This window comes from Kitasatospora sp. NPDC043950 (genome assembly GCF_056435345.1).
The window spans coordinates 27,817-49,298 of the sequence record NZ_JBWKER010000015.1; the positions used below are offsets into that span (position 1 = coordinate 27,817).

At 72.0% G+C, this 21,482-nt stretch carries 18 protein-coding genes; 5 read left to right on the forward strand and 13 right to left on the reverse strand.

Annotation, left to right across the window (positions count from 1 at the left end; genetic code table 11):
- Positions 1-123 precede the first annotated feature (123 nt).
- The 5 genes from AC07BF_RS12885 to AC07BF_RS12905 all read right to left on the reverse strand — a co-directional run bounded on the left by AC07BF_RS12885 (position 124) and on the right by AC07BF_RS12905 (position 5,785).
- Positions 124-474 carry a hypothetical protein gene (locus AC07BF_RS12885; protein ID WP_363629543.1) on the reverse strand — a complete coding sequence of 117 codons (351 nt, stop codon included), beginning with the start codon at positions 472-474 and terminating at the stop codon, positions 124-126.
- A gap of 14 nt (positions 475-488) precedes the next feature.
- A complete protein-coding gene (locus AC07BF_RS12890) occupies positions 489-1,751 on the reverse strand; it encodes a sensor histidine kinase (RefSeq protein WP_363629545.1) in 1,263 nt (420 codons plus the stop codon).
- An 8-nt stretch (positions 1,752-1,759) separates the two neighbouring features.
- Complete coding sequence (locus AC07BF_RS12895) at positions 1,760-2,482, reverse strand: ABC transporter permease (RefSeq protein ID WP_363585413.1); 723 nt, start codon at positions 2,480-2,482, stop codon at positions 1,760-1,762.
- Positions 2,479-3,426: an ABC transporter ATP-binding protein gene (locus tag AC07BF_RS12900; RefSeq protein WP_478333357.1), complete on the reverse strand. Its 948-nt coding sequence runs from the start codon at positions 3,424-3,426 to the stop codon at positions 2,479-2,481. The genes AC07BF_RS12895 and AC07BF_RS12900 overlap by 4 nt, the downstream gene beginning before the upstream one ends.
- 205 nt (positions 3,427-3,631) lie before the next feature.
- Positions 3,632-5,785, reverse strand: coding sequence for a S9 family peptidase (locus AC07BF_RS12905; RefSeq protein ID WP_363585415.1), 2,154 nt, complete (start codon positions 5,783-5,785; stop codon positions 3,632-3,634).
- A gap of 311 nt (positions 5,786-6,096) precedes the next feature.
- On the opposite strand from AC07BF_RS12905, the gene AC07BF_RS12910 reads away from it, so the two are divergent.
- From AC07BF_RS12910 to AC07BF_RS12930, 5 genes are all read left to right on the forward strand, one after another.
- A complete protein-coding gene (locus AC07BF_RS12910) occupies positions 6,097-6,291 on the forward strand; it encodes a DUF2304 family protein (RefSeq protein ID WP_063347949.1) in 195 nt (64 codons plus the stop codon).
- A 31-nt stretch (positions 6,292-6,322) separates the two neighbouring features.
- Positions 6,323-7,264, forward strand: a complete 942-nt coding sequence (mshB, locus tag AC07BF_RS12915; protein ID WP_478333358.1) for an N-acetyl-1-D-myo-inositol-2-amino-2-deoxy-alpha-D-glucopyranoside deacetylase — start codon at positions 6,323-6,325, stop codon at positions 7,262-7,264.
- On the forward strand, positions 7,261-7,722 hold the full coding sequence (locus AC07BF_RS12920) for a DUF6113 family protein (RefSeq protein ID WP_363585417.1): 462 nt from the start codon (positions 7,261-7,263) through the stop codon (positions 7,720-7,722). Before mshB ends, AC07BF_RS12920 begins: the two co-directional genes overlap by 4 nt.
- A gap of 237 nt (positions 7,723-7,959) precedes the next feature.
- The gene (locus tag AC07BF_RS12925; protein WP_478333359.1) at positions 7,960-10,260 is read left to right on the forward strand and encodes a peptidoglycan binding domain-containing protein; all 2,301 of its coding nucleotides are present in this window, start codon (positions 7,960-7,962) and stop codon (positions 10,258-10,260) included.
- 121 nt (positions 10,261-10,381) lie between these two features.
- The gene (locus AC07BF_RS12930; RefSeq protein ID WP_371517235.1) at positions 10,382-12,094 is read left to right on the forward strand and encodes an ABC transporter family substrate-binding protein; all 1,713 of its coding nucleotides are present in this window, start codon (positions 10,382-10,384) and stop codon (positions 12,092-12,094) included.
- A 23-nt stretch (positions 12,095-12,117) separates the two neighbouring features.
- On the opposite strand, the gene AC07BF_RS12935 is transcribed toward AC07BF_RS12930, so the two are convergent.
- From AC07BF_RS12935 to AC07BF_RS12970, 8 genes are all read right to left on the reverse strand, one after another.
- Entirely contained in the window at positions 12,118-13,167 is a 1,050-nt protein-coding gene (locus AC07BF_RS12935) for an ABC transporter ATP-binding protein (protein ID WP_478333360.1), read from the reverse strand.
- Positions 13,168-13,325: 158 nt separating this feature from the next.
- Complete coding sequence (locus tag AC07BF_RS12940; RefSeq protein WP_478333361.1) at positions 13,326-14,510, reverse strand: ABC transporter ATP-binding protein; 1,185 nt, start codon at positions 14,508-14,510, stop codon at positions 13,326-13,328.
- Positions 14,500-15,552, reverse strand: coding sequence for an ABC transporter ATP-binding protein (locus tag AC07BF_RS12945; RefSeq protein ID WP_363621425.1), 1,053 nt, complete (start codon positions 15,550-15,552; stop codon positions 14,500-14,502). The genes AC07BF_RS12940 and AC07BF_RS12945 overlap by 11 nt, the downstream gene beginning before the upstream one ends.
- Before the next feature lie 16 nt (positions 15,553-15,568).
- Entirely contained in the window at positions 15,569-16,483 is a 915-nt protein-coding gene (locus tag AC07BF_RS12950; RefSeq protein ID WP_363585478.1) for an ABC transporter permease, read from the reverse strand.
- Positions 16,484-16,559: 76 nt separating this feature from the next.
- Positions 16,560-17,486 carry an ABC transporter permease gene (locus AC07BF_RS12955; RefSeq protein ID WP_363585423.1) on the reverse strand — a complete coding sequence of 309 codons (927 nt, stop codon included), beginning with the start codon at positions 17,484-17,486 and terminating at the stop codon, positions 16,560-16,562.
- A 117-nt stretch (positions 17,487-17,603) separates the two neighbouring features.
- The gene (locus AC07BF_RS12960) at positions 17,604-19,229 is read right to left on the reverse strand and encodes a peptide ABC transporter substrate-binding protein (protein ID WP_363621423.1); all 1,626 of its coding nucleotides are present in this window, start codon (positions 19,227-19,229) and stop codon (positions 17,604-17,606) included.
- A gap of 172 nt (positions 19,230-19,401) precedes the next feature.
- Positions 19,402-20,418, reverse strand: a complete 1,017-nt coding sequence (locus AC07BF_RS12965; protein WP_478317338.1) for an ABC transporter ATP-binding protein — start codon at positions 20,416-20,418, stop codon at positions 19,402-19,404.
- The gene (locus tag AC07BF_RS12970) at positions 20,411-21,463 is read right to left on the reverse strand and encodes an ABC transporter ATP-binding protein (protein ID WP_478317339.1); all 1,053 of its coding nucleotides are present in this window, start codon (positions 21,461-21,463) and stop codon (positions 20,411-20,413) included. The genes AC07BF_RS12965 and AC07BF_RS12970 overlap by 8 nt, the downstream gene beginning before the upstream one ends.
- Positions 21,464-21,482 lie beyond the last annotated feature (19 nt).

Here is a 21,482-nt window from a genome sequence, read left to right on the forward strand (position 1 = left end):
GCCGGGCGGACTTCGGAGTCATGTCGCCCCACTCCTCCTCGATCCTGCGCACGCACCCCTCCCGCCACCCCCCCCCCCCCCCCCCCCCCCCCCCCCCCCCCCCCCCCCCCCCCCGGACGCGGGTCAGAGCCAGCGCTGCGCGGCCTCGACACTGTCGGAGCCACTGGTGTTGAAGGCGATGGCGGCCTGCGGGGCGTGGCGGCGGACGAGGTTGACGACGAGCTCGAAGAAGGGCAGGGCGGGTTCGGGCTTGCGGATGCCGCCGCCGATGACGACGACGTCCCAGTCCCGGTCGGCGAGGGCGGCGGTGATCGCGGGCCCGGCCGTCTCGTCGGGCGCGACCAGGGCCATCTCCGCGTCGATGCCGTGGTCGGCGAAGCGGGCGAGTTCGGCGTCGAGGACGGCCCGCAGGCCGTCGCCGTCCATGCCGGGGACGGTGTGCGGGTCGAAACCGAGGATGAGTGCGGTAGCCATGCCGGGGAGGACGGTCAACCCGACCGGCCGGGTTCCGTGCCGGCCGGCGCGGTGACCGTCCGCAGCGGGACGAAGGCCCGGAGCCGGAAGCCCCGGCCCCGCTCGCCCGGCCCGGCCTCCAGCCGCCCGCCGACCAGGGCCAGCCGCTCCTCCAGGCCCGAAAGCCCGTTGCCCGGCTGGGACTTGCCCGGTCCGCGCCCGTTGTCGGCGATCTCCAGGACGGCGTAGCGCTCGCCGCCGCCCTCCCAGCTCTCGTCGGCCGTGACGGTGCAGACGGTGGCGCCCTCGCCGTGCCGGACGATGTTGGTGACGGCCTCGCGCAGTGCCCAGGCCAGCGCGCCCGCCTCCTCGTCGGCAAGCCCCGGCCAGGTGTCGGCCAGTTCCGGCGCGGCCTCCAGCCTGACCTGTGCGGCGGCCAGCGCGGTGCGGGCGGCGGCGAGTTCGACCGGCAGGGTGGGGCGGCGGAAACCGGTCACCGCCTCCCGGACGTCGATCAGCGACTGCCGGGCGACCTGCTCGATGTCGGCGACCTGCGCCCGCGCCGCCTCGTCCTTGCCGGCGTCCATGAACCGCCCGGCCAGTTCGCTCTTCAGCGTGATCAGCGACAGCGAGTGCCCGAGCAGGTCGTGCAGGTCGCGGGAGAGGCGCAGCCGTTCCTCGGAGGCGGCCAGGTGGGCGACGGCGGCGCGGGCCTCGCGCAGTTCCTTCATGGTGGCGACCAGCCGCTGCATGCCGGTCATCGCGGCGCCGGCGAGGAAGGAGGTGAGGGCCAGGGTGGGGATGGTGTCGCCGCCGGCGTGGCTCAGCACGCCGACGGTGGCGGTGAGCGCGGCCATGGCGGCGACACCGGGCAGCGCGTAGCGCACCGGCAGGATCACGGCGACGCACACCGAGGCGTAGGTGAAGAGGGTCAGGAAGGCCTCACCGAGGACGAAGGCCGAGACGCTCGCGAGCACGACCATCATCGCGACGATCAGCCGACAGGCCCGGGGCCGCATCCCGACCATCGAGCGGAAGATCACCAGCAGGACGTAGCTGCCGACGAAGACCGCCAGGCAGAGCCAGCCGAACACCCGGGCGGCCGTCCCGTGCCCGCCGTGCAGCAGGTTGCCCACCGGGTAGGCCAGGTAGATCGTCCACAGCAGCATCCAGCTGACCTTGACCAGCAGCTGCCGCCTGGTCTCGATCGGCGAGCCCGGGACGGTCATGAACGACGTGCGCGCCGGACCCGCCTCCGGCTGCTCGTCGGATCGGCGGGTCTGGCGCGGCTCGGTCATGCCGGTCATCATGCCTGGCGGGTGTCGCGGCGGTACAGCGCCGCCGCGGCGACGACGAACACCGCGAGGAAGGCGGCCAGCCCGGCGACCGCGCCGGTGTCCAGGGAGTGCCCGGGCTGGGTGAACGCGGCCAGCTGGTTGTACAGGTATACCGGGTTGAACCGGGCGAACTTCTCCAGCGAGCCGCTCACCGGGAACCACGTCCCGCCGAACAGCGCCATCACCATGTAGGTGATCATCACGATGGTCTGCACCGAGTCCGGCGCCGCCGCGTACCCGAGCGCGACCCCGAGCGCCGCGAACACGAAGCTGCCCAGCCACAGCGCCGCCGCCAGACCGGCCCACTGCGCCGCACCGAGCGACACGCCCTGGACCGCGCCGAGCGCGAAGACCACCAGGATCGCCGGCAGCGTGGTCACCGAGCTCGCGGCGATCTTGCCGAGGGTGTACGCCCGGCCGGGCAGCGCGGTGAGCCGCAGCTGGCGCACCCAGCCGCTCTTGCGCTCCAGCGAGATCCGCTGCGCGCTGCCGGTGAGCACCGCGCCGACCGCGCCGAAGGTGGCCATCGAGACCATGAAGTAGGTCTTCGCCGACAGGCCGCCGGCCAGTGGGGAGGAGCCGTAGGCGTGGGTGAAGAAGAAGTACATCAGCGCCGGGAAGGCGATGGTGAAGACCAGGTAGCGCCGGTTGCGGAAGGTCCGCAGGATCTCCAGCCGGATCAGGGTGGTCATCGCACGGTCTCCTTCGCGTCCTCGCGCTGGTCCTGCGCGCCGGTGATGGTCAGGAAGGCCTGTTCCAGGCCGAGGCCGGTGACTTCCAGCCCGCGCGGGTACAGGCCCGCCCGGTAGAGCCCGGCGACGCTGGCGTCGGCGTCCGCGGTGCGGATCCGGACGGTCCGCACGCCCGGCACCCGGGCGGTGACGTCCAGGGACTGCACGCCCGGCAGCAGGCGCAGCACGCCTTCGTCGAACTCCCCGTCCGCGTCGTGGAGTTCGAAGGCGACCCGACGGGCTCCGGCGCGCGCCTTGATCTCGGCGGAGCTGCCGTCGGCGATCAGCCGGCCCCGGTGCAGGACGAGGACGCGGTCGGCGATCGAGTCCGCCTCCTCCAGGTAGTGGGTGGCGAACAGCACCGTGCGCCCGGCGTCGGCCTGCGCCCGCATGCTCGCCCAGAACGCCTGCCGGACGGTGACGTCCATGCCGGTGGTGGGCTCGTCCAGCACGATCAGGTCGCTGTCTCCCGCGATCGCGAGCGCGAAGCGGACCCGCTGTTCCTGGCCGCCGGACAGCTTGTCCGCCCGGCGCTCGGCCAGTTCGGTGATCCCGGCGTCGGCCAGCACCTCCTCGACCGACCGGCCGCGCGGGTGCACGTCGCGGGCGAGCTCGACCAGTTCGCGGACCTTGACGTCGGCCATCAGCCCGCCGCTCTGCAGCATCGCGCCGACCCGGCCGGCCGCGATCGCCTCCCGCGGGGTGCCGCCGAACAGCGTGACGCTGCCCTGGTCGGGCTGGCGCAGGCCGAGCAGCAGGTCAAGGCTGCTGGACTTGCCGGCGCCGTTCGGGCCGAGCAGGGCGACGGTCTCGCCCGGGCGCAGCACGAGGTTGAGGTCGTCCACGGCGCACACCCGCCCGTAGCTCTTGCCGACGCCGCGGAAGGCGGCCACTTCGGTGCTCATCGTCCCGTTCTTCTCCCCTGGTGGTGTCGCGCCCGTGGTCGCGATCGGTGTCGCGATCGGTGTCGTTCGCACCACCTCAGAGTCCCGTGCGGGCGGGGTGCGGCGGCAGTGTCCGCCGTCGTGCCTTCGGTATGACGGATGTCATGGCTGCGGGCGGTGCCCGGGTCAGGGGTACCGGCCGCACGACCGCAGGTCAGGCTGGGTGTCAGAGGCCCAGCGCGCGCTTCACGAAGTCGACCTGGAGCAGCAGCAGGTTCTCCGCGACCTCCTCCTGCGGCGTCATGTGCGTGACACCGGACAGCGGCAGCACGGTGTGCGGGCGGCCGGCCGCGAGCAGCGCGGAGGACAGCCGCAGGGTGTGCGCGGCGACCACGTTGTCGTCCGCCAGGCCGTGGATGATCATCAGCGGCCGCTCCAGCCCGGCGGCGTAGCCGGTCAGCGAGTTGGCCGCGTACACCTCGGGCCGCTCGGCCGGGTGGCCGAGGTAGCGCTCGGTGTAGTGGGTGTCGTACAGCTCCCAGTCGGTCACCGGCGCGCCGGCGACGGCCGCGTGGAAGACGTCGGGGCGGCGCAGCACGGCGAGCGCGGAGAGGTAGCCGCCGTACGACCAGCCGCGGATGGCGACCCGGCCGAGGTCCAGCGGGAACTCCTCGGCGAGCGCCTGCAACGCGTCGGCCTGGTCGTCGAGGGTGGCCCCGGCGAAGTCGAAGGCGATGGACTTCTCCCAGGCCGGGCTGCGGCCGGGGGTGCCGCGCCCGTCGGCGACGACCACGGCGAAGCCCTGGTCGGCGAACCACTGCGAGTTGAGGTGCGGGTTGTGCGCCTGGACGACGCGCTGGCCGTGCGGGCCGCCGTACGGGTCCATCAGGACGGGCAGCAGGCCGTCCCGCTCGCGGTCGTAGCCGGTGGGCAGGAAGACCGCGGCCGGGATGCGGCGCTCGCCGGCGAAGCGGAACACCGGGCGGGCGGTGATGACCGGGGTCTCGGCGTAGGAGGCGATGGTGGCGACGTCGTCGACGACCACGCCTTCGGGCAGGTCGCGGGCGACCTGGACGAGGGTGCCGGGCAGGTCGGGCTCGGCGGTGGCGCGCACGGTGATCCCGCCCGCGTGCACGGCGCTGGTGACGGAGGTGAACGGACGGCCGTTGGCGGACTCCCAGCCGAGCCGCTTGCCGTCGTGGCTGATCCGGCCGACGGCGATCCAGCCGGGCTCGGGGTCGGTCTCCGCGGCGCCGCCGGAGGCGGTGAACAGCACCTCGGCGTCGGTGACGGCGACCACCGAGCGCAGGTGCAGGTCGGCCCCGGTGACGGCCTGGTCGCCGATCACCAGCGCCCGCACGCCGCCCTCGTCGGAGATCCGGACCAGCTTGCCGTCCGGGGTCCAGGCCGGGACGCCCTGGAACAGCTCCAGCCAGGCGTCGTCGCGCTCCTCGAACAGCACCTCGGTGGCGCCGGTGGCCACGTCGAGGCCGAGGACCAGCTGGCTGCGCTGGTCGCGGGCCTGGACGAGCAGCAGCGGCACGCCGCCCGCGGACCAGTGCACCCGGGCGAGGTACGGGAAGGCCGTGCGGTCCCAGACCACCTCGGTGCGGCCGCCGTCCAGGTCGAGCACCCAGAGGCCGACCTCGGCGTCGGCGGTGCCGGCGGCCGGGTAGGCGACCTCGGCGGGCTCGCGCTGCGGGTTGGCCGGGTCGGCGATCCACCAGCGGCGCACCGGGGTGTCGTCGGCGCGCTCGACCAGCAGCCGGTCGCCGTCGGGGGACCACCAGAAGCCCCGGTCGCGGCTCATCTCCTCCTGGGCGATGAACTCGGCCTGCCCCCAGGTGACGTTCGGGCCGTCGGGCTCGGCGAGCACCCGGTCGGCGGTGCCGTCGGCGCGGGTGAGGCGCAGTTCGCCGGCGGTGTTGGCGTAGGCGACGTGGCTGCCGTCCGGGGAGACCCGCGGGTCCAGCAGCGGGCCCTGGGCGGGCAGTTCAGCGGTGGCGCCGGTGGCCAGGTCGGCGGTGAACAGCCGGCCGGAGAGGGCGAAGGCGGCCAGCCGGCCGGCCGCGTCCAGGGCGTAGCCGACGATGCCGGCCGAGCCTTCGCGGCTGCGCTCGCGGCGGGCCTTCTCGGCGGGCGAGAGGTCCTCCTCGCCGCCGCCGAGCAGCACGGCCGGGTCGGCGGCGATCCGCTCCTCGCCGGTGGCGGTGTCGAGGGTCCAGAGCAGGTTGGCCCGGTCGCCGCCCGATCGGGAGCGCAGGAAGACGACCCGCGAGCCGTCCGGTGCGACGGAGAAGGAGCGGGGCGCGCCGACGGTGTAGCGCAGGGTCCGCGCGTACTGCCGGGGGAAGGTGTCCGCAGGGGTGTGGGAGGTCATGGCACCAGACCCTACGACGCCGTACTCCCGCTGCCGGGCGCCGGTGATCACTCGTTCGGAGCATCGTTCCCGAGTACGCCCCAAAGGCGCCCATACCCCCTCCGACCGGCCCATGCGCCCTACGAGTGCCTCCGTACCCCGGCGTGTGGAGACTCACCGAATGTAATGCTCCCCTTACTCATCGGGTATGACTGGTCGGGCGAGTGATCGTCGGGCCCGTCCCGGCCACGGTCGCCCGACCGCAAGTCCCGTACGGTCCCACCGTCACCCTCCCCAGGGGGTGGCGCACCCGAGAAGGGGTGTGAGCCGACATGGCTTTGTCCGTCTCCGCAGCCATGCTGATGCTGGTCATCGTGGTGGTACTGATCCGCCGCTCCGGGCTGAAGCTCGCGCACGCGATCATCTGCGCGCTGCTCGGCTTCTACCTGGCGTCCAGCTCGATCGCGCCGTCGATCAGCCAGGTCACCAGCAACCTCGCCGGGATGATCAACGGCCTGAAGCTCTGACCCCGCCACGGCGGTCGTTAGGCTTCCTCCCATGACCGCGACTACCGGCCGCCGCCTGCTCCTGGTGCACGCCCACCCCGACGACGAGTCGATCGGCAACGGCGCCACCATGGCCCGGTACGCCGCCGAGGGCGCCCAGGTCACCCTGGTGACCTGCACCCTCGGCGAGGGCGGCGAGGTGATCCCGCCCGGGCTGGCCCATCTGACGGCCGATCGGGAAGGCACCCTCGGCGCGTACCGGATCGGCGAGCTGACCGCGGCGATGCGCGCGCTCGGCGTCACCGACCTCCGCTTCCTCGGCGGCCCTGGCCGCTACCGCGACTCCGGGATGATGGGCCTGCCCGACAACGACGTGCCCGGCTGCTTCTGGCGGGCCGACCTCGACGAGGCGGCCGGCCACCTGGTCGCGGTGGTCCGCGAGGTCCGGCCGCAGGTGCTGGTCACCTACGACGAGAACGGCGGCTACGGGCACCCGGACCACATCCAGGCGCACCGGGTCGCGATGCGCGCGTACGAGCTGGCGGCCGATCCGGCGCACCGCCCGGAGCTGGGCCCGGCCTGGCGGATCGCCAAGGTGTACTGGAACCGGATGCCCCGCTCGGTGATCGAGGCCGGGCTCGCCGAGACCGCCGCCCGGGCGTCCTTCCCCGGGACGGCCCGGCCCGCCGACGTTCCCGGGGTGGTGGCCGACGAGGTGGTCACCACCGTGCTGGACGGCTCCGCGTACGCCGGGCGCAAGGCCGCCGCGATGGCCGCGCACGCCACTCAGATCACCGTGGACGGCGCCTTCTTCGCGCTCTCCAACGACCTCGGCCAGCCGCTGGTCGCCACCGAGTACTACCAGCTGGTACGCGGCCAGGCCGGGCCGGAGCGGCCCGAGGACGACCTGTTCGCGGGGCTGTCGCCCGCCGCCGACCCGCTGCCCACCGCCACCGCCACCGCCACCGCCACCGCCGAGGAGAGCGTCCGATGACCGAGCCCGCCGCCGCCCGGCCGCCGCGCCGCTCGTTCCCGGCGGCCGTCCTCGGCACCCGCGGGGAACGGCTGGCCGAGCCTCAGCCCCCGCGCGCCGCCCGGATCGCGGCCTACGTCCTGTTCTTCCTGCTGGGTGTCGCGGTGTCGGTCTGCGGATCCTTCGTGCAGGCCTTGTGGCCGCCCGTGGGGGTCCTGCTGGCGCTCGCGGCGACCGGCGCCACCTTCTACGGCGGCCTACGGGTCACCGGCACCCGGCTGGGCGCGGCACTGCCCGCGGCCGGCTGGTTCATGGCGATGCTGCTGGTGATCGTGCCCCGGCCGGAGGGCGACAACGTGCTGTGGTCCAACGCCACCTCGCTCGGCTGGCTGTTCGGCGGCTCGGTCCTGGGCGTGATCTGCGCCACCCTGCCGACCCGCGGCAGCTGGTTCCCGGGCGTGCCCGGCCCGCCGCGCTGAACCCGCCCGCGGGGCACGTACGCACCGCGCACGACGCGCAGTCAGGAGCGCGCGGCCGTACTCTCATACCGGAGGAACCGGACGTATCAGGATCTGTCCGAAGCCGTTCGCCGCTCTGTTCTTCCCAGTATGGTGGTCCCGCAGAACGCCGTACCCGACCGCCGCCCGCCCAGGCCCGGCGACCACGAACCGCGGTCGCGCCGCACGGCCCGCCCGCGAACCCGGAGCAGAGCAGCATTGAGCAGCCGCGAATCTGACAACGCCCACCCGACGCCCCGGCGTACGGGTCCGGACGCCTACCCGTCGGGCACCCCGCCCTACGGCACACCGGGGCTCCCGGGCGGCGACCGGGCCGGTGCCGCCCAGGGCGCCGCGTCGGGCGGCGAGGACGACGGCCCGAAGACCGAGACCACCCTGACGACCCGGGTCCGGATCAACATCCCCGGGTCGCGCCCGATCCCGCCGGTCGTGGTCCGCAGCACCGTCAAGAACGAGGACGGCCCAGGCGAGGAGGCCCCGGCGGCCGTCCCCGAGCCGGGCGGCCCGCGGCACCGGTCCGCGCCCTCCTCCCCCGTCCTCGGGGTGATGGAGGGCGGCGCCCGCACGGCCACCCCGCCGGAACTGCCGCCGGAGTGGCAGGTCCCGCCGATCCCGCCGGCGACGTCCGAGGCCGAGTCCACCGGCGCCTGGTTCCGGCCCCGGCAGAAGAAGGCCGAGCCGGCGCCGACCGCCGTACCGGCCGGTGCCCCGAACACCCCGGGCGCGCCGGAGGCCCCGGCCGCGCCCGCCGCCGCCGAGCCCCGGCCGACGGCCGCCCCGGCCCCCGGCGCCCGCCCGAACGGTGCCCGCCCCGCCCAGGGCGCGGCCCGTCCGAACGGCCGACCGGTGCCCGCCCAGGCCCAGGCCCCGAACCCGGCCCCGAATCCGAACGGTGCGCAGGCCCCGGCGGAGGAGCCCGGCGTGTACGAGGCCGCCTCCCCCTTCGCGCCGCCCACCGCCGACCCGTTCGCCCCGATGGCGCCCCCGGCCGGAGCCCGCGGCCGGCGCGACGACCGCCCGCAGCAGGACGCCCAGCAGAACGGCGGCCGGCGCAACGGCCGGCAGTCCGACGGACGGCCGCAGCAGGGCCCGCGCCCGGGCGCCCGCCCGCAGGGCCCGGCGGCCGGCGCGACGGACCCGGAGGACACCTCGGTCGACGGCTTCGAGCCGATCCGCGAGGGCACCCCGCCGCCCGCCGCCATACCGGGCCTGCCGCAGAACGGCGCCGCGCACGGCGGCGAAGCCCGCCCGCAGCCCGGCCTGTTCGCCTCGGCCCCGGCCGGTGCCGACCCGTTCGCCGCCCAGCGCCCCGCCGCACCGGGCCAGGACGCCTTCGCCCACCCGGCCCCCGGCGGGCTCTTCCCCGGCGCCCCCGGTACCGCCCCCGGGCACCCGCAGCAGCCCGGACCGGACCCGGAGGCCACCGAGTTCACCCCGCTGCCGACCCCCGCCCCGGGCCCCCGGCCCGCACCGCAGCCGGCCAGGACCGAGTCCGCGCCCGCGCCCGCGCCCGCCAAGACCAAGGGCAAGGCCAAGCCGAAGGCCAGCGCCGGCAAGAAGCTGGTCAAGCTGGGCGTGTACGGCGTCGGCTTCGTGCTGTTCCTCGGCGCCGCCGCGTACGGCACCGGCCTGATGCTCAACCAGTCCGACATCCCCAAGGGCACCGTGGTGCTCGGCACCGACATCGGCGGCAACAGCCGCGACCAGGCGATCCACCAGCTCGACGAGACCGTCGGCAAGACCGGCCAGCAGCCGCTCAAGCTGAAGGTCGGCGACCAGGCGCTGAACCTCGACCCGACCGTCGCCGGGCTGAGCTTCGACACCACGGGCACCGTGGACGGCCTCGCCCAGCACAGCTACAGCCCGGTCGACGTCATCAAGTCGCTGAAGGGCGGCACCAAGGCGGTCGCACCGGACGTCAAGGTGGACCGGGCCAAGCTCAAGGCCGCCCTGGACACCCTGGCCTCCGGCTCGGGCCAGGGCCTTCAGGAGGGCTACGTCAAGTTCGCCGACAACGGCGACCCGGTCGTGGTGCCCGGCCGGGCCGGCCAGGCCGTCGACTCGGCGAGCGCCCTCGACGTGGTCGAGCAGGCCTACCGCGACCGCGCCGCCGGCAAGCCCGAGCAGCCGATCGCGCTCGCCGTGACGGCCGCCCAGCCCAAGGTCTCCCCGCAGGCCCTGCAAGCCGCCGCGGACAGCCTCGGCAAGTCCGCGCTCAACGGCAACGTGTACGTCCTGGCCGGCGCCAAGAAGTGGATCTTCGGCAAGCAGGTCGCCGCCAAGACGCTCACGCTCGTCCCGGACGCCTCCGGCAAGATCGTGCCCAAGTGGGACCTCGACGCGCTGAACGGCCAGCTGGGCAGCGTGTTCGACAAGGTGAAGGTCAAGAAGAACGGCCAGAGCGCCGCGATCACCCCGCAGGACGTCGCGGACGCCGTCACCTCGCTGCTCGACAAGACCGGCGAGAAGGACCGCACCTTCAAGTTCACCGTCGCCTGAGCAACGACCGCACCGATCGGGGGGCGGGCCAGCATCCGGCCCGCCCCTCGACAACTCCCCCTCCCGGTCAGCAAGATGTGACGCCACACCTTCCGCCACAGCCACCTCGGGGAGCACGCCGATGAGCCGCCGCCTCCAGCACCGGACGGCTCTGCTCGCCGGTCTCACCGCCCTGTCGCTCTCACTGACGCTCTGTTCGTGCGCCTCCGGCCAGGGCGGCGCCGCCGCGGACGGGCCGTCCGCCACCGGGGCCCCCAAGCTCACCTCGATCGACGTCAACCCGCGCGAGCGCTCCCAGCTGCGCCAGGGCGGCACCCTGCACCTGGCGATCGCCCAGTTCTCCCGCCAGTGGTCGCCGATCCAGACCGACGGCAGCGAGTCCTCGACGATCAGCGTCAGCAAGCCGCTGCTGCCGACCTTCTTCCGCTCCGACGCGGCCGGCACCCAGACCGTCAACCCGGCCTACCTGCAAGACGCCCACGCGGAGCTGCGGGACGGCCGGCAGGTCGTCGTCTGGACGCTCAACCCGAAGGCCCACTGGTCCGACGGCACCCCGATCACCTGGCGCGACCTCGAAGCCAACTGGCGGGCGCTGAACGGGAAGGACCCGGCCTACCGGCCCGCCAGCAACACCGGCTTCGAACAGGTCTCCTCGGTCGAGCGGGGCAAGGACGACTTCCAGGCGGTGATGACCTTCGACCGGCCGTTCTCCGAGTGGCAGTCGATGTTCAACGGCGCCGCCAACGCCCCGCTGCTGCCCGCGAGCCGGCTCGCCACCCCGGAGCTGTTCAACTCCGCCTACCTGGACGCGATCCCGGTCACCGCCGGCCCGTTCAAGGTCGAACGGCTGGACCGCGCCGCCCAGACCATCACACTGGTCGCCGACCCCGCCTGGTGGGGCGACAAGCCGATGCTGGACCGGATCGTCTTCCACGCCATGCTGCCCAACGCCATGGCCCCCGCCTTCGCCAAGGGCGAGATCGACCTCTTCAACAACGGCCCGGACGTCGCCGGCTACCAGACCATCAAGAGCACCAAGGGCGCCGCCGTCCGCCGGGCCGGCGGGCCCGACTTCCGCCAGCTCACCCTCAACGCCCGCACCCCGGCGCTCAGCGACGCGACCGTCCGCCAGGCCGTCTTCCAGGCCATCAACCGGGACGCCGTCATCCGCTCCGACCTGAACGGCCTGGACTGGCCAGCCGCCCCGCTCAACAACCACCTGCTGGTCGCCAACCAGAACGCCTACCGGGACAACTCCCTCGGCCTCAGCCGCTACGACCCCGCCGAGGCCGCCCGCAAGCTGGACGCGGCCGGCTGGCGGCTCGACGGCGACGTCCGCAAGCGCAACGGCCGCGAGCTGAACCTGCGGATGGTCGTCCCGGCCGGCGTCACCCAGGCGCAGAGCGAGGCCGACAGCGCCACCAGGACGCTCAAGGACATCGGTGTCAAGGTCACCACGGTCACCTCCGCCGCCAACGAGTTCTTCGACAAGTACGTCAACCGCGGCGACTTCGACATCACCGCGTACTCGCTGCTCGGCACGCCCTTCCCGGCCAGCGGCAACCGCGCCGACTTCGTCCAGAACGGCGGCACCAACCACGTCGGCACGGGCAGCCCGGCGGTGGACGCCGCCCTCGACCGCGCCGCCGCCGCACCCGACGCGGCCACCGCCTCCGAGGCGATCAACCAGGCCGACGGCGAGCTGTGGAAGGTGGCCGGCGTGCTGCCGCTCTACCAGCGCCCGCAGCTGTACGGCGCCCGCGCCAACCTCGCCAACATCGGCGCCCAGGGGCTGTCCGACATCGTCTGGGAGAACGTCGGCTTCGAGCGGTAGGCGCCGGCGGCGCCCCGGCGCCCTCAGCCGTGCAGGGTCTCCCGCCAGAAGTGGCAGGCGCTGCGACGGCCCGGCAGCTCGGCGCCCTCGGCGTCCACCATCGGCACCAGCGGCGGGAGTTCGCTCAGGCAGCGGTCCTGCACCCGGTCGCAGCGCGGGTTGAACGCGCAGCCCTGCGGGATCTCCAGGAGGCTGGGCGGCAGGCCCTTGATGGCGTGGAGGTTCTGCCCCTTCTGGTCCAGCCGCGGGATCGAGTCGAGCAGTCCCCGGGTGTACGGGTGGGCGGGGCGCGCGTACAGGTCGCGCACCGGGGCCGTCTCGACGATCCGGCCCGCGTACATCACCGCGATCGTGTCCGCGACGTCGGCGACCACGCCGAGGTCGTGGGTGATCAGGATCAGCCCCATGTGGAACTCGTGCTGCAACTCGGCCAGCAGGTCCATCACCTGGGCCTGCACGGTGACGTCCAGCGCGGTGGTGGGCTCGTCCGCGATGATCAGGTCCGGCTCCATGGAGAGCGCCATGGCGATCATGATGCGCTGGCGCATGCCGCCGGAGAACTGGTGCGGGTAGTCGCCGACGCGCTGCCTGGCCGCCGGGATCCGCACCCGGTCCATCAGCTCGATGGCCCTCTCCCTGGCCTCCTTGCGGCTGGCGCCGCGGTGCACCTGGAACATCTCGCCGAGCTGGTACCCCACGCTGAGCACCGGGTTGAGCGAGGACAGCGCGTCCTGGAAGATCATCGCGATCTTCTGGCCCCGGACGAACCGCCGGGCCCTGGAGCCCATGGCCAGCAGGTCCTCGCCGCGGTAGAGGATCCGCCCGCCGGTGATCCGCCCGGGCGGCGTGTCCAGGATGCCCATGATCGCCTGCGCGGTCACCGACTTGCCCGAACCGGACTCACCCAGCACCGCCAGCGTCTCCCCGGCCGACACCGAGTAGCTCACCCCGTTGACAGCCCTGGCCACGCCGTCCCGGGTACGGAACTCGACGTGCAGGTCGTCGACCTCCAGCAGCGGGGTCCCGGGCACCAGGTTCTCCCGACCGCCGCCGATCACCTCCACCATGTCCATCCGAGCAGCCCTCCCCCAGCGCAGCGGCGAGCACCTGTACGCGCAGAGCAACTATCAACGACCCGACCCCACTTGCGGAATCGCGCGGCACGTCTCTTTTCCATCACAAGAAAGGGCGCACCCCCGGTGCGGGGGCGCGCCCTGGGTCTCGCGAGCCGCTAACCGGGCTCGGTACCGCCCTGCCCGATCTCGCGCTCCGCCGCGCTCTGCCCCATCTCGCGCTCCGCCGCGCTCTGCCCGATTTCGCGCTCCGCCGCGCTCTGCCCGATTTCGCGCTCCGCCGCGAAGTGACACGCCGAGTCGTGCCGGGCCGCCCCGCCCAGCCAGGACGGCGAGGCGAGCAGCGGGATCTCGGCCGCGCAGCGGTCCTGCGCCTTCCAGCAGCGGGTGCGGAAGCGGCAGCCGGACGGCGGGTTGGCCGGCGAGGGCACGTCCCCGGTGAGCACGATCCGGTCCCGCGACTCCCGGGCCGTCGGGTCCGGCACGGGGACGGCGGAGAGCAGCGCCTGGGTGTACGGGTGGGTGGCGTGGTCGTAGATCTCGGCATCGCTGCCGATCTCGACCATCTTGCCGAGGTACATCACGCCGACCCGGTCCGAGATGTGCCGGACGATGGAGAGGTCGTGCGCGATGAACATGTACGAGAGGTTGAACTCCCCCTGCAGCTTGTCCAGCAGGTTGATCACCTGCGCCTGCACCGACACGTCCAGCGCGGAGACCGGCTCGTCACAGATGATGATCTCCGGCCTGAGCGCCAACCCCCTTGCGATGCCGATGCGCTGGCGCTGCCCTCCGGAGAACTGGTGCGGATAGCGGTTGATGTACTCGGGGTTGAGCCCGACCACGTCCAGCAGGTCCTGGACGGCCTTGCGGCGGTCCCCCTTGGGCGCCACCTCGGGGTGGATCTCGAAGGGCTCCCCGATGATGTCGCCGACCGTCATGCGCGGGTTCAGCGAGGTGTACGGGTCCTGGAACACCATCTGGATGTTGCGGCGGACGGCCTTCAGCGCCGACCCGGACAGCCGGGAGATCTCCTCGCCCTTGTAGCGGACCGATCCCCCGGTGGCCGGCTCCAGGTTCATCAGCACCTTGGCCAGCGTGGACTTCCCGCAGCCGGACTCGCCGACGACGCCCAGCGTCTCGCCCTGCCTCAGGTCGAAGGAGATCCCGTCGACGGCCTTCACGGCGCCGACCTGCTTCCTGAACAGCACGCCCTTGGTCAGCGGGAAGTGCTTGACCAGGTCCCGGACTTCGAGGATCGGCTCGCCGCGCGGCACTTCCTGGGCGAAGGCGGCCTCCTCCGGCACCGCGGCACCCAGTGCGGTGGACCCGTTAGCGGCCATGGAGGGTCTCCTTCCAGAAGAAGCAGGCGCTGCCCCGCCCGGCCAGCGGGGCGCCGTCGTCCTCGGCGACCGGGTACAGCTCCGGCACCTCGGCCCGGCAGCGGTCCTGCGCCCGCGGGCAGCGCGGGTTGAAGGCGCAGCCCTGGGGGATCCGCAGCAGGTTGGGCGGCAGGCCCTTGATGGCGTAGAGCTCCTGGCCCTTCTGGTCCAGCCGCGGGATGGAGTCCAGCAGGCCGCGGGTGTACGGGTGCGCGGGGCGCGCGTACAGCTCGTGCACCGGGGCGGTCTCGACGATCCGGCCGGCGTACATCACGGCGATCTTGTCGGCGACGTCGGCGACCACGCCGAGGTCGTGGGTGATCAGGATCAGGCCCATGTTGTACTCCGCCTGGAGCTCCGCGAGCAGGTCCATCACCTGCGCCTGGACGGTGACGTCCAGCGCGGTGGTGGGCTCGTCCGCGATGATCAGGTCCGGTTCCAGGGCCAGCGCCATGGCGATCATGATGCGCTGGCGCATGCCGCCGGAGAACTGGTGCGGGTAGTCGTTCACCCGCTGCTTGGCCGCCGGGATCCGCACCCGGTCCATCAGTTCGACGGCCCTGTCCTTGGCCTCCTTGCGGGACGCCCCCCGGTGGGCGCGGAACATCTCGCCGAGCTGGAAGCCCACCGTCAGCACCGGGTTGAGCGAGGACAGCGCGTCCTGGAAGATCATCGCGATCTTCTGGCCGCGGATCCTGCGCCGCTCCTCGTTGCCCATCTTCAGCATGTCCCGACCGCGGAAGCGGATCTCCCCGCGCGGGATCCGGGCCGGCGGCATGTCCAGGATGCCCATGATCGCCTGCGCGGTCACCGACTTGCCCGAACCGGACTCGCCGAGCACCGCGAGCGTCTCCCCCGCCCGGACGCTGTAGTCGACCCCGTTGACCGCCTTGGCCACGCCGTCCCGGGTGACGAACTCGACGTGCAGGTCGCGGACGTCGAGCAGCGGCCCCTCGTACGACGCGGCCCGCTCGGACCTGCTGGCGTCCACAGCTGTACTCACGTTGCGCTCCCCTCGCTCAGCGAAGCTTCGGGTCGAGGGCGTCGCGCACCGCGTCGCCCAGCATGATGAAGGCCAGCACGGTGACGGAGAGCGCCACGGCCGGGAAGAACAGCACGTACGGCGCCGTCCGGATCACCTTCTGGGCGGAGGAGATGTCGATGCCCCAGGAGATGGTCGGGTCCTGCAGACCGATGCCGAGGAAGCTCAGCGTCGCCTCGGTGGCGATGTAGCCGCCGAGCGCGATGGTGGCGACGACGATCACGGGGGCGATCGCGTTCGGCAGGATGTGCCGGAACATCAGCCGCCCCGTACCGGCGCCGAGCGCCCGGCCGGCCACCACGTAGTCGGACTGTTTGACGGTCAGCACGGCGCCGCGCATGACGCGGGCGATCTGGGTCCAGCCGAGGAAGGCCAGCGCGATGACCACGCTCCACACCGTGCGGGTGGTGAAGGCGTTCAGCAGCACCAGGGCGCCGAGCAGCAGCGGGAGGCCGAAGAAGATGTCGGTGATCCGGGAGATCACCGCGTCGACGGCGCCGCCGAAGTAGCCGGCGACCATGCCGGCCAGTCCGCCGAGCACGGTGACCGACAGGGTCACGCAGATGCCGACGGTGATCGAGGCGCGGGCGCCGTACACCACCCGGGCGTAGATCGACCGGCCCTGCCCGTCGTAGCCGAACCAGCCGGCACCGAAGAAGTCCGTCCAGTCCGGCCGCCTGAGGTAGTCGTGGATCAGGTCGGCCTTGCGCGGGTCGGCGTCGGTGAACGCCCAGGGGAAGACCGCCATGACGACCAGCAGCAGGATCAGCACGGCGGAGATCAGGAAGATCGGCCGCCGGCGCAGGTCCCGCCAGGCGTCGCCCCAGAGGCTGCGGGCCTCCTCCCGCTTGGCCGGGTCGGGCTCGACCAGGGTCTCCTGCTCGACCGCCATGCCCTGCTCCCCGGCGTAGTCGAGGTGCGAGACCCCGGGCTTGGGGCGCGGCTCGTACGAGTTCTCGTCGTGGACGTCAGGCATAGCGGATCCTCGGGTCCAGGACCGCGTAGAGCAGGTCGACGAGCAGGCTGGCGACGAGGTAGACGATCACCAGGACGGTCACGATGCCGACCACGGTGGGGCCTTCCTTCTGGTTGATCGCCCGGTACAGGACGTTGCCGACGCCCTGCACGTTGAAGATGCCCTCGGTGACGATCGCCCCGCCCATCAGGGCGCCGAGGTCGGTGCCGAGGAAGGTGACCACCGGGATCAGCGAGTTGCGCAGCAGGTGGCGGGAGATGACGGTCCGCCGGGGCAGCCCCTTGGCGACCGCCGTGCGGATGTAGTCGGCCCGCAGGTTCTCGCCGATGGACGTCCGGGTGAGCCGGGCGACGTACGCGAGCGAGAGCGAGCCCAGCACGATCGCGGGCAGGATCAGCTGGGAGAGGTCGGTGGAGTCCTGCACCGTCGGGGTGACCCAGCCGAGGTTGGTGGCGAAGATCGTCTGCGCGATGTAGGCCAGCACGAAGACCGGGATCGAGATCACCACCAGGGTGAGGATCAGCACCAGGGTGTCCTGGACGCTGCCGCGCCGGAGGCCGGAGGCCATACCCAGGGCGAGGCCGAGGACCACTTCGAAGACGAAGGCCATCAACGCGAGCCGGATGGTGACCGGGAAGGCGGTCGCCATGATCTCGGAGACGGGGCGGCCGGTGAAGCTCGTCCCGAAGTCCCCCTGGAAGAGGTTCCCCATGTAGTGCAGGTACTGCTTCCAGACCGGCTGGTCCAGGAAGTACTTGTGCTTGATGCTGGCCACGATGGCCGGGTCGGCGGCCTTCTCGCCGAACAGCGCCGACACCGGGTCGCCCGGCAGCGTGTAGACCATCAGGAAGATCAGCAGCGTGGTGCCAAAGAACACCGGGATCATCTGCAGCACCCGCCGCAGCACGTAACTGCCCATCCGAGCCTCCTTCCTAGACGTGCCCTGGGTGCACGGCCGGCCGGGGACGGTCGGCCGGGAGGGCCGGGCCCCGCCCTCCGTGCGGGAAGGGCGGGGCCGGCGCGAGGGGTCGGGGGATCAGCCCTTGACCTCGACCTGGGTCCAGGCCGGGTTTCCGAAGGAGTCGAACTTCACGTTCTGCACCTTGGTCGAGTAACCCGAGTTGGTGCGGTAGTACCAGAGCGGGATAGCCGGCATCCCGCTCGGCAGCACCGCCTCGGCCTGCTGGTAGCCGGTCACCGTGTCGGCGACGCTGGCGGCCTCGTCGGCCTTGGTGGCCGCCTGGTCGAACTGCGGGTTGCTGTAGCCGAAGTCGTTGGACGCGGCGCCGGTGCGGTACACGTCGGACAGGAAGTTGGCGTTCAGCGGGTAGTCCTGCACCCAGCCGGTGCGGAAGGCGCCGTTGACCTGGTGCCCGGTGATCGCGGCGCGCGCGGTCTTGAAGTCGGGCTTCGGGTCGCCGAGGCACTCGACTCCGGTGCTCTGCCGGATCGAGTTGCAGACCGCGTCGACCCACTCCTTGTGGCCGCCGTCGGAGTTGTAGGTGATCAGCAGCTTGTTGCCGGGGACACCGCCGCCGTCGCTGATCAGCTGCTTGGCCTTGGCGGGGTCGAACTTGCAGAAGTCGCCGCAGGCGCCGTCCTTGTAGCCCTCGACGCCCTCGGCCACCCAGGCGGTGGCCGGCTTGCGGGAGTTCTGCAGCACCGTCTTGGTGATGGTGTCGCGGTCGATCGCCATGGACAGGCCCTGGCGCACCTTGGCCTTGTCGGGCGCGGCCCAGTCGGCCTGGTAGAGGGTGAAGCCGATGTTCTGGATGGCGCCCTGCGGGGCGTCGATCGCCCGGTCTCCGAGGTCGCTCTTGTACGTCGCCAGCGCGGACGGCGGCACCTGGTCCATCACGTCCAGGTTGCTGGACTGGAGGTCGGCGTAGGCGGCCTCGGACGTGGTGTACATCTTGAAGACGATGCCGCCGTTCTTCGGCTTGTCGACGCCCTGGTAGTCCGGGAAGGCCTTGGTGACGACCTCGGTGTTGTGGTTCCAGCTGACGAACTGGTAGGGGCCGTTGCCCACCGGCTTCTGCCCGTACCCGGTCGGGTCGTTGAAGAAGGCGTCCGGCAGCGGGGAGAAGGCGATGTAGCCGAGCTTGTACTCGAAGTACGAGACCTTGTTGCTGAGCTTGACGGTGAAGTGCAGGTCGTCGACCACGGTCAGGCCGGACATCTTGGTCGCGGTCGGCTGGCCGCTGCCGGGGTGGACGTCCTGGTACCCCTCGATGTCGGAGAACCAGGAGCTGTTGATCTGGTTGTTGCTGGTGGTCGCGCTCCAGTTCCAGGAGTCCACGAAGTTCTTGGCGTGCACCGGCGTGCCGTCGTGGAACTTCCAGCCGTCCTTCAGCGTGACGTCGAAGGTCTGGGAGTCGCTGGTGTCGATCTTGTCGGCGACCTGCATCCGGATCTTGGCGGTGGCGGGGTCGTAGTCGACCAGCCCCTTGAAGAGGTTCTGGATGATGCGACCACCACCGACCTCGTTCGCGTTGGCCGGCTGCAGCGGGTTCTGCGGCTCACTGCTCTGGTAGCTGAAGCTCTTGCTGCTGTCCGACGAGCTGTTGCTGCTTCCGCCGCCGCCGCTGCTGCACCCGGTGGCCACCAGGGCCACGGATGTCGCAGCGGCGAGGACCCAGCGAGCACGGGCGGCTACGGGCATGGAAGTCCCTCCTCGTGGTGTGTGTCGCATCACACCCCATGAGAAGCGCGCCCGGACGACGGCGCGAGTCAGGTGCACCCGGACGGGTGCACCGGACGCCCCGTGAGTTGACGGAACGACGGAAGGGCCCGCGGCGCGAAGCCACGGGCCCTTCCGGGGATGCCACAGGGAGTCAGGCGGCGGCCGGCTCCCGGACCTCGGCGAAGTGACAGGCCGACTCGTGCGCGGCCGGGCCCTTCAGCACCGAGGGCACCGCGAGCAGCGGGATCTCCTCGGCGCAACGGTCCTCCGCCTTCCAGCAGCGGGTGCGGAAGCGGCAGCCGGACGGCGGGTTGGCCGGCGAGGGGATGTCACCGGTCAGGATGATCCGATCGCGGTTCTCGCGCGCCGTCGGGTCCGGCACCGGCACCGCGGAGAGCAGCGCCTGGGTGTACGGGTGGGTGGCGTTGTCGTAGATCTGCTCGTCGGTGCCGATCTCGACCATCTTGCCGAGGTACATCACGCCGACGCGGTCGGAGATGTGCCGGACGATGGAGAGGTCGTGCGCGATGAACATGTACGACAGGCCGAAGTCGCCCTGCAGCTTCTCCAGCAGGTTGATCACCTGCGCCTGGACGGACACGTCCAGGGCGGAGACCGGCTCGTCGCAGATGATGATCTCGGGCTTGAGCGCGAGACCGCGGGCGATGCCGATGCGCTGGCGCTGGCCGCCGGAGAACTGGTGCGGGTACCGGTTGATGTACTCCGGGTTCAGACCCACGACGTCCAGCAGGTCCTGGACGGCCTTGCGGCGGTCGCCCTTGGGCGCCACCTCGGGGTGGATCTCGAAGGGCTCCCCGATGATGTCGCCGACCGTCATGCGCGGGTTCAGCGAGGTGTACGGGTCCTGGAACACCATCTGGATGTTCCGGCGGACGGCCTTGAGGGCCTGGCCGGACAGCTTGGAGATGTCCTCGCCCTTGAACAGCACCTGGCCGGAGGTCGCCCGCTCCAGGTTCATCAGCACCTTGGCCAGCGTGGACTTGCCACAGCCGGACTCGCCGACGATGCCGAGCGTCTCGCCCTTCGCCAGCGCGAAGGAGATGCCGTCGACCGCCTTGACCGCGCCGACCTGCTTCTTGAAGAGGATGCCCTGGTTCAGCGGGTAGTGCTTGACCAGGTCCCTGACCTCCAGGATGGGCTCAGCCATGGAGGGTCTCCTTCCAGAGGTGGCACGCGCTGCGGCGGCCGGTGAGCTCCTTGCCGTCCTTGTCGGTCACCTGGTGCAGCGCCGGGATCTCCGTGCGGCACAGGTCGGTGGCGACGTCACAGCGGGGGTTGAACGCGCAGCCGGCCGGGACCTTCAGCAGGTTCGGGGGCAGGCCCTTGATCGCGTACAGCTCCTGGCCCTTCTGGTCCAGGCGCGGGATGGAGCGGAGCAGGCCCTTGGTGTACGGGTGCGCCGGGTTGGCGTACAGGTCGTGCACCGGGGCGGTCTCGACGATCCGGCCGGCGTACATCACGGCGATCTTGTCCGCGACGTCGGCGACCACGCCGAGGTCGTGGGTGATCAGGATCAGGCCCATGTTGTACTCGGCCTGGAGCTCCGCGAGCAGGTCCATCACCTGCGCCTGGACGGTGACGTCCAGGGCGGTGGTGGGCTCGTCCGCGATGATCAGGTCGGGCTGCATGGAGAGCGCCATGGCGATCATGATGCGCTGGCGCATGCCGCCGGAGAACTGGTGCGGGTAGTCGCCGACGCGCTGCCTGGCGGCCGGGATGCGCACCCGGTCCATCAGCTCGATGGCCTTCTCCTTGGCGTCCTTCTTGGAAGCGCCCTGGTGCACCCGGAACATCTCGCCGAGCTGGTAGCCCACGCTGAGCACGGGGTTGAGCGAGGACAGCGCGTCCTGGAAGATCATCGCGATCTTCTGGCCGCGGATCCTGCGCCGCTCCTCGTTGCCCATCTTGAGCATGTCCTGGCCGCGGTACAGGATCTCGCCCTGCGTCACCTTGCCGGGCGGCATGTCCAGGATGCCCATGATGGTCTGGGCGGTCACGGACTTGCCGGAGCCGGACTCTCCGAGCACGGCGAGCGTCTCGCCCGCCGCGACGGAGTAGTTGACGCCGTTCACGGCCTTCGCGATGCCGTCCCGGGTGTGGAACTCCACGTGGAGGTTCTTGACCTCCAGCAGCGGGGTGCCAACTTCGAGTCGGCCGCTCTTCTGGTTGTTGTTCTCGATCACGGTGGTCATCGGGTCGTCACCTCTTCTC

What these genes read in the sequence shown, in the direction of transcription:
- AC07BF_RS12895 (WP_363585413.1), bottom strand. Translation starts at nt 2,482, where the DNA reads ATGACCACCCTGATCCGGCTGGAGATCCTGCGGACCTTCCGCAACCGG.
- AC07BF_RS12965 (WP_478317338.1), bottom strand. Translation starts at nt 20,418, where the DNA reads ATGGCTGAGCCCATCCTGGAGGTCAGGGACCTGGTCAAGCACTACCCG.
- AC07BF_RS12935 (WP_478333360.1), bottom strand. Translation starts at nt 13,167, where the DNA reads ATGGACATGGTGGAGGTGATCGGCGGCGGTCGGGAGAACCTGGTGCCC.
- AC07BF_RS12890 (WP_363629545.1), bottom strand. Translation starts at nt 1,751, where the DNA reads ATGACCGAGCCGCGCCAGACCCGCCGATCCGACGAGCAGCCGGAGGCG.
- AC07BF_RS12905 (WP_363585415.1), bottom strand. Translation starts at nt 5,785, where the DNA reads ATGACCTCCCACACCCCTGCGGACACCTTCCCCCGGCAGTACGCGCGG.
- AC07BF_RS12940 (WP_478333361.1), bottom strand. Translation starts at nt 14,510, where the DNA reads ATGGCCGCTAACGGGTCCACCGCACTGGGTGCCGCGGTGCCGGAGGAG.
- AC07BF_RS12950 (WP_363585478.1), bottom strand. Translation starts at nt 16,483, where the DNA reads ATGGCGGTCGAGCAGGAGACCCTGGTCGAGCCCGACCCGGCCAAGCGG.
- AC07BF_RS12920 (WP_363585417.1), top strand. Translation starts at nt 7,261, where the DNA reads ATGACCGAGCCCGCCGCCGCCCGGCCGCCGCGCCGCTCGTTCCCGGCG.
- AC07BF_RS12900 (WP_478333357.1), bottom strand. Translation starts at nt 3,426, where the DNA reads ATGAGCACCGAAGTGGCCGCCTTCCGCGGCGTCGGCAAGAGCTACGGG.
- AC07BF_RS12910 (WP_063347949.1), top strand. Translation starts at nt 6,097, where the DNA reads ATGGCTTTGTCCGTCTCCGCAGCCATGCTGATGCTGGTCATCGTGGTG.
- AC07BF_RS12970 (WP_478317339.1), bottom strand. Translation starts at nt 21,463, where the DNA reads ATGACCACCGTGATCGAGAACAACAACCAGAAGAGCGGCCGACTCGAA.
- mshB (WP_478333358.1), top strand. Translation starts at nt 6,323, where the DNA reads ATGACCGCGACTACCGGCCGCCGCCTGCTCCTGGTGCACGCCCACCCC.
- AC07BF_RS12930 (WP_371517235.1), top strand. Translation starts at nt 10,382, where the DNA reads ATGAGCCGCCGCCTCCAGCACCGGACGGCTCTGCTCGCCGGTCTCACC.
- AC07BF_RS12955 (WP_363585423.1), bottom strand. Translation starts at nt 17,486, where the DNA reads ATGGGCAGTTACGTGCTGCGGCGGGTGCTGCAGATGATCCCGGTGTTC.
- AC07BF_RS12885 (WP_363629543.1), bottom strand. Translation starts at nt 474, where the DNA reads ATGGCTACCGCACTCATCCTCGGTTTCGACCCGCACACCGTCCCCGGC.
- AC07BF_RS12960 (WP_363621423.1), bottom strand. Translation starts at nt 19,229, where the DNA reads ATGCCCGTAGCCGCCCGTGCTCGCTGGGTCCTCGCCGCTGCGACATCC.